General features: G+C 40.8%; 10 protein-coding genes. 2 read left to right on the forward strand and 8 right to left on the reverse strand.

The features are described 5' to 3' along the window. Positions 1 to 102: 102 nt before the first annotated feature. Positions 103 to 753 (reverse strand): hypothetical protein, encoded by a 651-nt coding sequence (locus IGJ28_RS12140; protein WP_167757157.1) that lies wholly within the window; start codon positions 751 to 753, stop codon positions 103 to 105. Positions 754 to 940: 187 nt separating this feature from the next. Between IGJ28_RS12140 and IGJ28_RS12145 the strand changes: the two genes are divergently transcribed. Further along, positions 941 to 1,759: an aldo/keto reductase gene (locus IGJ28_RS12145; protein WP_029486755.1), complete on the forward strand. Its 819-nt coding sequence runs from the start codon at positions 941 to 943 to the stop codon at positions 1,757 to 1,759. Between the two features lie 70 nt (positions 1,760 to 1,829). On the opposite strand, the gene iadA is transcribed toward IGJ28_RS12145, so the two are convergent. From iadA to truB, 5 genes are all read right to left on the reverse strand, one after another. Continuing rightward, positions 1,830 to 3,014 carry a beta-aspartyl-peptidase gene (gene iadA, locus IGJ28_RS12150; RefSeq protein ID WP_096711060.1) on the reverse strand — a complete coding sequence of 395 codons (1,185 nt, stop codon included), beginning with the start codon at positions 3,012 to 3,014 and terminating at the stop codon, positions 1,830 to 1,832. Between the two features lie 16 nt (positions 3,015 to 3,030). After that, on the reverse strand, positions 3,031 to 4,722 hold the full coding sequence (gene yfcC / locus IGJ28_RS12155; protein WP_227760841.1) for a putative basic amino acid antiporter YfcC: 1,692 nt from the start codon (positions 4,720 to 4,722) through the stop codon (positions 3,031 to 3,033). Between the two features lie 250 nt (positions 4,723 to 4,972). Then, a complete protein-coding gene (locus IGJ28_RS12160; protein WP_003126386.1) occupies positions 4,973 to 6,397 on the reverse strand; it encodes an APC family permease in 1,425 nt (474 codons plus the stop codon). Positions 6,398 to 7,089: 692 nt separating this feature from the next. After that, positions 7,090 to 8,025 carry a riboflavin biosynthesis protein RibF gene (gene ribF, locus IGJ28_RS12165; protein WP_438845416.1) on the reverse strand — a complete coding sequence of 312 codons (936 nt, stop codon included), beginning with the start codon at positions 8,023 to 8,025 and terminating at the stop codon, positions 7,090 to 7,092. Between the two features lie 2 nt (positions 8,026 to 8,027). Next, on the reverse strand, positions 8,028 to 8,957 hold the full coding sequence (truB, locus tag IGJ28_RS12170) for a tRNA pseudouridine(55) synthase TruB (protein WP_347083313.1): 930 nt from the start codon (positions 8,955 to 8,957) through the stop codon (positions 8,028 to 8,030). 124 nt (positions 8,958 to 9,081) lie between these two features. Between truB and IGJ28_RS12175 the strand changes: the two genes are divergently transcribed. Continuing rightward, positions 9,082 to 9,651, forward strand: a complete 570-nt coding sequence (locus tag IGJ28_RS12175) for a phosphatase PAP2 family protein (protein ID WP_113849610.1) — start codon at positions 9,082 to 9,084, stop codon at positions 9,649 to 9,651. Between the two features lie 102 nt (positions 9,652 to 9,753). Here the strand turns inward: IGJ28_RS12175 and rbfA are convergent, their stop codons facing one another. Both rbfA and infB read right to left on the reverse strand, forming a co-directional pair. After that, positions 9,754 to 10,104, reverse strand: a complete 351-nt coding sequence (rbfA, locus tag IGJ28_RS12180) for a 30S ribosome-binding factor RbfA (RefSeq protein ID WP_005471299.1) — start codon at positions 10,102 to 10,104, stop codon at positions 9,754 to 9,756. Positions 10,105 to 10,132: 28 nt separating this feature from the next. Then, positions 10,133 to 12,799, reverse strand: a complete 2,667-nt coding sequence (gene infB / locus IGJ28_RS12185) for a translation initiation factor IF-2 (RefSeq protein WP_252711898.1) — start codon at positions 12,797 to 12,799, stop codon at positions 10,133 to 10,135. Positions 12,800 to 12,801: the final 2 nt, after the last annotated feature.

Consider the following 12,801-nt stretch of genomic DNA (forward strand, 5'->3'; position numbering starts at 1 on the left):
ACTGCTCACAGTAATTTTTTGCTAACAACGACTTATTTAACTAGGTCTGACCTTAGCATGCTATAGTGAGAAAAAAAGCTCTTCAGGCTATACGTTTTCCTATCATTGAATAAACATCCGCAAGAGCGAAATCAGATAACGAATCAATCGATAGATCAAAAACAAGAAAAACAGGTTACCTAAAATAAAGCGGAAGCCATTTCCAATGGAGGCACGAAATGAGCGGAAACTAAAGTAACGGGACCATTTGCTAAAAGTAGTTTGTCCATTTCTTTTAATGCGATAGGCTTCATCATAAGTATTCTCCAACATATCATAGTAAAAGATAAAAAGAGGTTGTTTAGGGAAAAATGCTTTTTTGAATCCTGCCATCAACGTGTACGTTTTATTAGCAGACGGAAAATTCCGATTGCCGTTTTTCTTGATTCGCACTTGCTGCCCGTTTTTATTTTTGGCAGCATAATAATCTTCAAATTCTACGATTTGATATATGATCGGTTCGCTATTTTCTTGTTCAAATTCAGCAATTATTTGATCGACTTCTTGCCAACGTAGATAAAGCCAAGCAAACAGCACGAGCAAAACAGCAATCAAAAACAAGTTTAGTAGAAATCCCTCTTGGATCAGCGCTAGATAAGCACAAATAATCAAAAGAGCGATTCCAACAACAATCATTCTTCGTTGGAAATAACTGCGATACATTTGTTCAAAAGATCGCCGATAATAGGCAAAGTCATCTTTTACAAAATTCATGATCGTCCCACTTTCTGAAAAGATTATTTGGTTCAATTTATCAATATCTTATGAAAATGTCAATTTATCTCTCGAGTGATCGTTTTTTTATTTAAATAGAATCATTTCCCTTGACTTCTTATAGGCTACTCGGGTTAAAGTAATAGATAGGAAAACGCTTTTAAAAAAAATAGAAAGTTGGGAAACTATGAGTCTACTGAATGAAACATTCACACTGAAGAATCAAATCAAAATACCTAAGATCGGATTGGGCACTTGGCAGTCCTCTCCGGAAGATGCCTATCATGCGACAAAATTTGCTCTTGAAAACGGCTATCGTCATGTGGATACTGCTGCTGCCTATAAAAACGAAGCGGCTGTGGGCAAAGCCCTCCGAGATTCTGGTGTTCCTCGAGAAGAGATATTCGTTACGACAAAAATTCCTGCTGAACTGAAGTCTTTTCAAGAAGCTGTCGATAGCATCAAACGCTCAATGGCAGAGCTTGACACTGAGTATATCGATCTTGTTTTGATCCATGCTCCACGACCTTGGAAAATCATGCGGGATAATCCGGAGCAAAAAAAATATTTCGAAGAAAACATTGATGTCTGGAAAGCACTGGAAGAAGCGTATCAAAGTGGTTTGATCAAATCGATTGGTGTTTCCAATTTTGACCAAGATGACCTGCAAAATATTTTTGACCATTGCGATGTGAAACCAATGGTCAATCAAATCATTTATCATATTGGAAAAACAAATGAAGAGTTGCTGCAATTCTGTAAAGACAACGACCTTTTAGTGGAAGGTTATTCACCAATCGCGACTGGTCGCTTGCTGGATAATGCCGACATCAAGAAAATTGCCGAGAACTATCAACGCTCGATCCCTCAATTATCTATTCGTTATCTATTGCAAAAGGACATTTTACCATTGCCAAAATCCGTTCACGAAGAATATATTTTGGATAATGCAAAAGTTGATTTTACCATTTCCGATGAAGATATGGCCTTTTTAGATCAACTCTAAACGTCCCTAACGCAAAAAATCGCTCACCTGCAAAATGATCAACTTGCAGGTGAGCCTTTTTACGGTTGTTTTATACTAATTGTTCAAAGGTTCCCCAGACTTTCACGTTTTTTTTATCGACCATCACTTTTCCTTTAGCGATCACCGTTTCAACATCTAGCGTATCTTGATTCAACAGGCAAAGATCGGCGTCCATTCCAGGAGCGATCCGGCCTTTTTGAGCCAACTTCAAAATCTTTGCTGGATTAGAAGTAATTGCACGCAATGCAATCTCCAAAGGAATCTGTTCTACTTGTACAGCTTCTTTGATTCCTACCATTAAAGCTCGGGAACTGCCTACCCCAAGCCCAATGAATTGATTGTTTTCATCAAAGTAAGGCAGGCTTCCTTGACCATCCGATGTCATGGTGAATTGATCCAACCCGATACCTTCATCTAACAAACGTTTTAGTCCTTTACTAAAGCGAACTTCATCATCTTCTCTTTCCCAAAAATCAGGATCTTCACTTGCGGTAAAATCGATGGTACCGCCCATTTTAGCAAAAGCGATACTTGCTTCAAACAACTCACTTGTCCGATTTGCATGAGTCGGTAAAAATTGACTAATAGGGATCTCAGTCTCCTCCACAGTTTGTAGCAAGAGTTCGTATTGTCGCTTGCCACCACCTAAATGCACATTGATGATCCCTGCTTTTCCTGAGAGCATGCCCCCTACTCGAGCATCTGCTACAGCACGAGTAAATTCTTCAAAACTAGGTTGTGAAGAACGGTGATCTGAGACCGCAATTTCACCAATGCCAATCACTTTGTCGATCGTCAAAAAGTCCTTGATCAATGAATCCGTCACTGGATCAAGAGGCAATCGATACGAACCGTCATAGACATAAGTCGAGATTCCTTCCGCTTCTAAACCTTTGGCTTTGCTGATCAATGCCACCATATCACGCCCAACACCATCGGTTCCTAAACAGCCGACAACCGTTGTGACTCCAGCAGTTGTTAGCTGGCTAAGGGTTACTTCAGGCGTTCGGTTCTGGTAGCCCCCTTCCCCGCCACCACCTAAGATATGGAAATGACAATCGATGAATCCGGGTGTCGCAATCAATGAAGAACCATCGATTTCTTCGACAGTTAGTTGATCAAAGCCGCCACTGATTTGATCTTCGATGGCAACAATTTTGTCATTGATCACTAAAATATCTTTCTTTCCTAAATATTCTGGCGCATAAACTTCCGCTTGACGAATAAGTTTCATTCTCGCAGCTCCTCTCTTATTGCAGACCAATCGCTACAGCGATAAAGATAAAGATCGTACCTAACACAAACAGAAATCCTTGCATTTTAATTTGGAACTTCGCCCATTTTGCCCATTCGATTCGGGCAACGCCAAGCACACCGATCAAACTGGCAGATACTGGAGTGAATGCATCCATGAATCCGGAACCTAATTGATAAGCTAAAACGGCGATCTGTCTGGAGACACCCACAAGATCAGCTAATGGCGCCATGATCGGCATTGTCAATGCTGCTTGACCTGAGTTCGAAGTAACAACTAAATTAAATAAGCTTTGGAAAATATACATGAACCAAGCACCGATAAAGGCTGGCACACCGCTTAGCAATCCGCCGATGCTGTGTAGGATCGTATTCAACGCTGAAGGCACATTGGCATCAGAACCACCTAGAACAAGCAGGATTCCTTTTGCCATCCCAACAACAATCGCTGTTCCGGCCAAATCAGCTGCACCTGATTGAAAAGCACTTGCTACATCGTTCAAGCCCATGTCTTCTAACTTAAAGATCACAGCAATCAGGCCTGCACCTAAGCCCATCACGAAGAACTGTGAAGCAATTTCTGGAATATAGTACCCTTTTTGTGTTACTCCCCAGACGATCCAAATCAAAACTGCCAGCATTTCAAGCAAAATCAGTTTATGCCCCAAAAGAAACGGCTTGTTTTCATCAGATGTCTTCTGGATATGGTCGCGGAAATAGGCATCCGATTTGTAAGTCAATGATTTCTCCGGATTCTTACGAATACGTTCTGCATACACCATCAAATATGCAGCTGATAAGCCAGTAATGACTACCCACATGATAATTCGGAAAGTTGCCCCTGAAAGAACTGGGATACCCGCGATCCCTTGCGCAACCGCCACACTAAACGGACTCATCCAAGAAGTTGCATTCCCGATTTGCGAGGCCACATAGGTGACCGTTACCGCCACGATCGAATCATACCCAAGTGCGATCACAAATGGCACCATGACCATAGAAAAAGGAATTACTTCTTCCGCCATCCCAAAAGTCGCTCCTCCAAATGAAAAAGCAAAGAATAAAAGCGGTAAAGCCAATCGTTCTAATCCTCGTGTCTTACTGATAAAGGCAAAAATCCCAGCATCAATCGCTCCGGTCTTCATAATGATCCCAAATGCGCCACCGACTACTAAGATCAACGCAGCGATCCCCACAGCGGAACCATATTTATCTCCTGAAACCAATCCTTCAAACACAAAGTTCAAGAAACCAAAACCGCCAAAATCATCTGTTCCCCAAACCTTTGCTGTCTTATGAAGTTTTTCTGATGTATCATAGATTTTATCTCCATATAACTCATAAAGAACATCATCCGTTAGGGAGAGCTCATCGAGCTTTTCTTGATCAAGTTTCGACTCCCCTTCGTCTAGCACACTTTGCAGTGCTGCTTGATCGACACCCAATTCTTCTAGCTCTGCTGGATTTTCTTCTAAATTCTCTAACTGCTCGAAGACAAAATCGGTATTAAGCGGATACGCATAACGGAATGAATCTTGTTTCAAAACCGTTCGCGTGCTCACTTCACCATTTGCATCAACATATTCAATCTCTTCCGTACTGAATTTTCCGGCAGGAATCAGAAATGTCAATACCCATGCTACCAGCACTACGCCAAAAATGATCACATACGTGTGTGGCGTTTTCATTTTTGTTAAATCTTTTTTCTTTTTCACCAATTTTCTCCCTTTCACCTTATACATTGACTGCATAAATTATCATTTTCCATCTTTTTTAGTATAGCGGAATTTTGCCCTTTACTCATTGGGAAACCATTAGAATTTGTTGTAAATTCTAGCGAAATAAGCTAGGAGAACACTGATGTACCAAACAAGTAATAGACAAGAAAAAGTCTTCAAGACAGTAAAATATCTTGAAGACTTTTAGGTGATGCATCTTCTATTTATTCACACGTTTTGCGATCATTGGTAAAATCAGTCCAATCAAGATAAAGATGATCGGTGTGATGATATTCAATGACAATTGGAACAACCAAGCTTTTGGATCAGCAGCATAATCTAATTTTGGTACCATCCCTAAGATACAAGCAAATGCTGTAAATAAGAAACACCACAAACCAATACCAAAGCCTAGTTTTGTATTTTTAACAAACTTATAATCTGATGAGAATCGATGGGCTTGTTTATTGATCAGCATGAAGGCTACAAATACCCATAAGTAACGTAATGGCATCACAACCGAATTCAAGTTCAACAACCAGCGATACAATTCAGTCATATTTCCGATACCTAACGCAGGAATGATGATCAAGATGCTGACTAAGATCCCTGTCATGATATATCCATTGATCGGTGTACCTTTTTTGTTCAATTTTGCCAAACCATTTGGTACAAATTCTGGATCTGCATCAGAAAGCAAAATTTTCAACGGCGCATCAATAGAAAATGCTAATGCTGAAATTTGCGCTAATGCATTGGCGATCGAATAAAGAATCACAAATGTATTGCCAATCCCATAGAAATTGCCAAGACGTTGGAATGCTTCATAAGCGCCATTTACCATCAAATCTTTAGGAATATTGTTTGCATCGAACAGCATCCCCATTGCGATTGATCCTAGTAACGCACATAAAGCGACCATTCCAGCTAAAAAGATCATTCCTTTAGGAAATTCCTTGGCAGGGTTTTTCGTGTTATTAACGTAAGGCGAAATTTTTTCACAGCCACCTACCGCAAACACCAGCATCGAAATCGTCGTTAAGTAAGTAAAATCGAATTTAGGAATATAAGTTGAAACAGTTGTCATATTTGGTGTTGCTACTTGAGCTCCAGTCATCGCTGGTGCTGTTACTGCTAAAATAATAAATAAGATCGACATGACAAACATCGCTGTTCCGGCAATATTACCGATCATCTTCAATGTAGTCAATCCTTTAGATGCGATCCATAAAAAGAAAAGAAAAATAGCTAAACAAATTAATGAGACTTCCATTGATCCGACAGTCGATACGAAAGAGCCGTTTCCTTTAAATAACCAACTCAATGATACCAGGATCCCTTGTGGTTTTTGTGCGAGATATGGGACGTGAACGACCCAGTAAGTCCAAGCAGCGAAAAAGGCCAATCGTTTGGTTGAAGTTTCTTTGATCCAAGAGGATACACCACCGCTTGATTCCTTGAACGTTGATCCTAGTTGACCTACACTCAATGCGTAGGGAACAAAGTATAATGCCATGATCAAGATCCAAGATACAACAACAGTCAATCCCTGTTGTGCATAGTTGTTCACTACATTCCCGAGTCCCCAAACAGAGACAAACGCCATTAGCGCAATATTATACCAGCGCAATTGTTTCTCGTTCATTACTTTCTCCTTTAAACATATGATTTCAGTGATCGAACCGAATTCTCGAATGATCATGATTTCCATGTATCGAGCAAAGTTTATTTGTAAGTCGAATGAGCTGTCCACAACGCTTTTTCACTTCTAACGAACTTCTCGATAACTGTCATTAACATTGACCAGAAATTGAATAGAATATCATTTTTTTTGACCATTCATTTCGTTTCAGTCATCACCTCATTTTAGAATAAACCCCAAAATTATTTTGGTCAAGAGAAAATAATAACAATTTTCATCGTTTTTTAACAATGGGTTAAGCGATATATAAATAACGAGATAAAAACCATTATTTAGATTAAAATAACTTCTATTGCGTTCCGTTCCTTTACTGGAAATTAGCACCTAAACAAATTTTTTAGAAAAAAGATAAAACAGAATTTTGGAATTTTTCAGACTTTTAACTATTAATGATTAGAAAAATAATTTTATTCACGCAAGATATCCCCTTACACCACTCATCCCGCTAAACAAAGTGAATAGTAATAGAAAAAAATCAACTTATATTTTGTCTAGACTACAATAAAAACGATAACATTCGTCATAAAACTCTTTTAACCATTATTTAAAATAACAAAAAATCTTAATTAGATCAGTTTGATTGACACTTTCCGATCCTCTTAAGATTTTTTACGAGTACTAAAGGTAGCTCTTATTTATTCGAAGTATTTCCTAGTATCAATCTCGTCTTGTTGCAGTTGTTCAATCAAGGCTTCTGCGCCACTAAAAGCAACTTGATCTCTCAAAAAGTGGTGCCAGCGAATCGCAACAGTCTCTCCATAGATATCTTGATGGAAATCTAAAATATAGATCTCCACTGTTAATTGTCGGCCTTGACCAAAGGTATCATTATGACCAATCGATCCCATAGACGGATACCAGCGATCACCTACTTTAAGCTCGGTAACATAGACCCCTTCTTTAGGCAGGCGCACTGTACTTTTGACTTTAATATTCGCTGTCGGAAAGCCAAGTTCGCGTCCCCTGGCATCGCCATGTACAACAGTTCCTTCAAACTCATAAGGATAACCTAACAGTCGATTGGCTTCTGCCATTTCTCCGTTCTGCAAAGCGGCGCGGATTCTTGTTGAGCTGACTTTCTTCCCTGCCAAAGTTTCCTTGGGAACGGTAATCACTTCAAAACGGCCTTGGGCATAAGAAGGTAAAAGTGCCATGTTTGCTGTCTCTTTCTTTCCATAGGTATAATCGAATCCAGCCACGACCACTTCCGCATGTAAACCTACCATGTATTGATCGACAAAGACTTGCGGCGCTAAATTTGCAAAAGCTGAAGTGAAATCCACTTCGTAAAGATAGTCGACTCCTAAATCAGCCATATGGGCTTCTTTTTGTGATAAGCTGGTTAGATATTGCATTGCCTCAGGATCCACTTTTTGAAAGACAATAGATGGATGCTGGTTGAATGTCATCAATGCCAGCTTTAATCCTTTTTCTTTTGCTGCTGCTTTTCCTGTTTCAATAACTTTTTGATGACCTAGATGCACACCGTCAAAAAAGCCTAGAACCAAAACGACAGGTTCTGATGGAATGACATCTTTATTATATGGATGACGTAGCTCGATAATTTCCATTCTTACTCTCCTATTTCTGTACGAATAACTTTCGCAGGTTTTAATAGCCCCTGTTTCCTTTGATGCGGCATATAGATACTAACGACTTTATCTTGATAAAACAATGCCACAGGTGTTGCAGGAGGTTCTTGAAGACCAAAACTACGATATGGCAAGGGCATGCCATTCTTGACATTCTGCCACAACTTCTCATCAATTGCAATTTTGAGAAAACCGCTTACCCCATATTCAATGGGCTGCAGCAACTCATTGATTCGCCCTGATTCCATTGCTTCACGAACTTCTGCAAGCGTAACAGATTGATCTTTGGTAAAGCCGCCGCTTGCTAACCGTGTCAAGTCAGACATATGAGAGGCTACTCCCAAAGCAGCACCCGTATCGACGGCTAACGTACGGACATACGTTCCTTTCCCACAGCTTACTTGAAACCGCCACGATTGGGTGCCACTTGTCTCATCAAAGATTGGATCGCTGATCCGCTTAAATGAATGAATCAAAGCTTGCCGTTTTGGACGCTGCACTTCTTCATTTGCCCGGGCATATTCATACAAACGTTTCCCATTGACTTTAACTGCGGAATACATTGGCGGAATCTGGGTAATTTCACCAGTCAAACTTGCCATTGCACGATCGACTTCTGCTGTAGTAAAAGGTTTTGCTAAAGGCGTCCTTTCAACAACTTCACCCGAACGGTCTTCGGTCGTTGTGGAAAAACCTAGCGTGATTTCTCCTGTATATATCTTTCCGGAATCCACCAAGTATTCCACGACTTTGGTTCCTTTGCCAATGCAGATCGGCAATACACCGTCTACATCAGGATCTAGGGTTCCACTGTGTCCGACTTTTTTTGTATGTAAAATTTTTCGTAGTTTAAAGACACAGTCGTGACTGGTTTGACCACGTTCTTTCCATAATGGCAAAATTCCATCCATAGTATCCCTCCGCTTCTTTTTCAACTTGACCATTATACCATATTCTAAAAAAACTTAGTATGGTCTTAAAGTCTTTCAGAATGATATTCGTTCATGATACACTTATATTATAAGGAGGTGCCACATGATTGTATTCGTTTGTTCATTGATTGGTTTCATACTTTTTTTATATTTAGTTCAACGTGGTACGCTGCAACAACAAGAGGAGGCACTGGCTTTATTTGTTATCAAGAGCCGAACACCTGCTTTAACACGGATGATGCTCTTTTTTACAAATTTCGGTAAAGCATTGCCCACGATCATCTTATTGTTATTGCTTTATGTTTTTCCAGCTACACAAACTATCCTAGCACCGAAAGCAGCAGCGAGTGTCTTACTTGTCTCTGCATTCGCTTATCTGATTAAACGGATCGTCCGCAGAGAACGACCAAACGATCATCGGTTAGTCGAAGAAAAAGACCACAGCTTCCCTAGTGCCCATGCTGCTACTTCTGCCGCACTTTATGGAACTGTAGCGATGAATATGGCTTTTCTTTTGCCACCTGCTGTTCTGCCCATGAGCATTCTTGCGGTCCTGCTCAGTTTTATGATTGGGTTCAGTCGCGTTTATTTAGGGATCCATTTTTTGACAGATGTTATCGGTGGGTGGTTTTTAGGATTAGCAGTTGCTGCATTGATCACCATTTTGTTATGATTTTTGGCCTTGCACAGTATCTGTTTGATCATTATAGAATAGCCTCACCCCTCAGTAATAAAAAAAAGACCGCATATACGCGGCCTTTTTTTATGTGATTCTTTATTCGCCTTTATGCAAATCGCGAATCATTTCATCGATCTTATTTCCATATTGAACAGATTCATCTAGTTCAAATTGCAACTCCGGAACTTTATATAATGACAGTGCCTGTCCCAATTCACGACGGACCAACCCTGTTGCTTTCTCTAATCCGGCTTGTGCTTTTTGCTTTTCAGATGCAAGATCACTCAAAGTGCTGTAGAAAATCGTTGCTTGCTGCAAGTCCCCTGTCACGCGAACATCTGTGATGGTAACATCTTGAACACGAGGATCACGTACTTTCTTACGAAGTATTTGATTCACTTCTTTTAAGATTTCTTGGGCAACTCTACGGTCACGATAATTAGCCATTCAAAAAACCTCCCTGATAACTAGTGTCTTAATTCATTGGTACTTCTTCCATTACGTAGCCTTCAATCACATCGTCTACTTTGACATCATTGAATTTCTCGATCATGGCACCACATTCAAAGCCTAGTTTTACTTCTTTCACGTCATCTTTGAAACGTTTCAAACTAGCTAATTTTCCTTCATAGATCACGATGCCGTCACGGATTACCCGCACACCGCTGTCACGGCGAATGCTGCCTTCCGTTACATAACAACCGGCGATCGTACCAACTTTAGAAACTTTGTAGGTTTCACGAACGATCATTTGACCAGTGATTTTTTCCTCAAATTCAGGATCAAGCATCCCTTTCATCGCTGTTTCGATTTCTTCGATAGCTTTGTAAATGATTCGGTGTAAACGAATATCGACTTCTTCGGCTTCGGCTTGTTGTTTAGCTTGCGGAGTTGGCCGCACATTGAAACCAATAATGATCGCGTTACTTGCTGCTGCAAGTGTCACGTCACTTTCATTGACTGCTCCAACTGCTGAATGGACAATATTGACCCGAACGCCTTCTACATCGATTTTCTTCAATGAAGCACCCAACGCTTCAGCAGAACCTTGAACATCCGCTTTAATGATTACATTGACTTCTTTTAATTCGCCTTCTTTTAGGCTTTCAAACAGATTGTCAAGCGTTACCCGGCTGCTGGAAGCGCGTTGTTCCATCACGGCGCGTTTCGCGCGTTCTTCCCCTGCTGCACGAGCTGTCTTTTCGTCTTCAAATGTAACGAATCGATCACCCGCTTGCGGCACATCATTCAATCCGGTAATTTCAACTGGTGTAGCTGGTCCCGCTGTTTTGTCCCGACGTCCTAAATCGTTGGTCATCACACGAACTCGGCCGAAGGTGTTCCCGACGACGATAGGATCACCTACATGTAACGTTCCTTGCTGTACCAATAAGGTAGCAACCGGACCTTTTCCTTTATCCAGACGAGCTTCGATCACTGTACCGATCGCCCGTTGTGATGGATCTGCTTTCAAATCTTCTACTTCAGCAACAAGTAAAATCATTTCCAGCAATTCTTCAATATTTTGACCAAATTTAGCAGAGATTTCTACAAAGATGGTATCGCCACCCCAGGCTTCTGGAATCAATTCATATTCACTTAATTCTTGCATGACATGTTGCGGGTTCGCACCTGGCTTATCGATTTTGTTAACCGCAACGATGATTGGTACTTTTGCTGCTTTAGCATGGTTGATTGCTTCGACAGTTTGTGGCATTACACCGTCATCTGCTGCTACAACTAAAATCGTAATATCAGTGATACTTGCTCCCCGTGCCCGCATACTTGTGAAGGCCGCGTGTCCAGGAGTATCCAAGAAAGTAATTGGTTTGCCATCGATATCGATTTGATAAGCACCGATATGCTGCGTGATCCCACCAGCTTCTCCGCTTGTCACACGAGAATGGCGCAATGTGTCTAATAACGTTGTTTTCCCGTGGTCAACGTGTCCCATGATGGTAACTACCGGCGGACGAGAAACAAGATTTTCTTTGTTTTGTTCTTCTGGTTCAAAGAATTTATCGATATCCGCGATGTCGATTTGAACTTTTTCTTGTGGTTCAATACCGTAATCAGTTGCTAACAATTCGATCGTATCTTTATCCAATGGTTGGTTTTGATTGACCATAACTCCCATCATAAACAACTTCTTGATGATCTCAGCAGGTTCACGATAGATTTTTTTCGCGATATCCGCTACATTCATGCCTTCTGTATATTCCAATACTTCTGGTAATTCACGGAATTTACGTGCTGGAACAGGTGGTTTTTTCTCTTGCTGTTGACGACCTTTTTTCCCTTTTTTGTTAAACTTGTTGCGGTTATTGTTATTGAAATTATTGTTGCGTCCGTTGTAGTTTGACTTACCACGGTTTTGATTTCCACCGCGATTTTGGTTATCACCAGCTGGACGGCTTTGTTGTCCTTGACTGCTAGCCCCTTGGTTTGGACGACTTTGTTGTCCTTGTGCTGGGCGATTTTGACTTTGATTTCCTTGGTTCGGACGATTTTGTTGTCCCTGTGCTGGGCGATTTTGTTGCCCTTGACCGCTAGGACGGTTTTGTTGTCCGGGTTTATTGCTTGATTGATTCGTTGGACGGTTTTGCTGTCCTTGCCGATTGTTTGTGGTTTGATTATTTGGACGATTTTGTTGTCCTTGTGTTCTATTTTGGTTCGTTGGACGATTTTGTTGTCCTTGATTGTTACGATTTTCTTGGTTATTCACTCGATTTTGACTTCCTTGGTTATTTGGTCGATTACTTCCTTGATTTGTTGATCCGTTGCTTTGACTTGTTGGGCGGTTGGGTTGTCCTTGACCATTAGGACGAGAATTCGTCGTGTTCCGCTGCCCTTGATTATTGTGTCGGTTCTGGAAGTTAGGATTATTTCTCTGCGTTTTAAATTTCTTTTGCTCTTGTTTTTCCGGCTGGTTGGCTGGTTTCTGATTTGCGGGAGTTGGTTTTGCTGATGATCGATCATTTGGATTGCCGCCTAATGACTGCCGCAATTTTTGCGCCTCTCCATCTGAGATCGCGCCCATGTGATTTTTCACATCAAAGCCTAAAGATTGTGCTTTTTCAACAACCTCTTTGCTCGATTTGTTCCATTCTTTTGCAAGTTCATAAATTCTTTTTTTTCCCATGC

The sequence above is a fragment of the Enterococcus sp. AZ091 genome (assembly GCF_051714805.1).
Taxonomy (GTDB): Bacteria; Bacillota; Bacilli; order Lactobacillales; family Enterococcaceae; genus Enterococcus_D; species Enterococcus_D gallinarum.

Coding starts and splice junctions, on each gene's coding strand:
- IGJ28_RS12140 (WP_167757157.1), bottom strand. CDS start 753: ATGAATTTTGTAAAAGATGACTTTGCCTATTATCGGCGATCTTTTGAA.
- IGJ28_RS12145 (WP_029486755.1), top strand. CDS start 941: ATGAGTCTACTGAATGAAACATTCACACTGAAGAATCAAATCAAAATA.
- iadA (WP_096711060.1), bottom strand. CDS start 3,014: ATGAAACTTATTCGTCAAGCGGAAGTTTATGCGCCAGAATATTTAGGA.
- yfcC (WP_227760841.1), bottom strand. CDS start 4,722: ATGAAAACGCCACACACGTATGTGATCATTTTTGGCGTAGTGCTGGTA.
- IGJ28_RS12160 (WP_003126386.1), bottom strand. CDS start 6,397: ATGAACGAGAAACAATTGCGCTGGTATAATATTGCGCTAATGGCGTTT.
- ribF (WP_438845416.1), bottom strand. CDS start 8,025: ATGGAAATTATCGAGCTACGTCATCCATATAATAAAGATGTCATTCCA.
- truB (WP_347083313.1), bottom strand. CDS start 8,957: ATGGATGGAATTTTGCCATTATGGAAAGAACGTGGTCAAACCAGTCAC.
- IGJ28_RS12175 (WP_113849610.1), top strand. CDS start 9,082: ATGATTGTATTCGTTTGTTCATTGATTGGTTTCATACTTTTTTTATAT.
- rbfA (WP_005471299.1), bottom strand. CDS start 10,104: ATGGCTAATTATCGTGACCGTAGAGTTGCCCAAGAAATCTTAAAAGAA.
- infB (WP_252711898.1), bottom strand. CDS start 12,799: ATGGGAAAAAAAAGAATTTATGAACTTGCAAAAGAATGGAACAAATCG.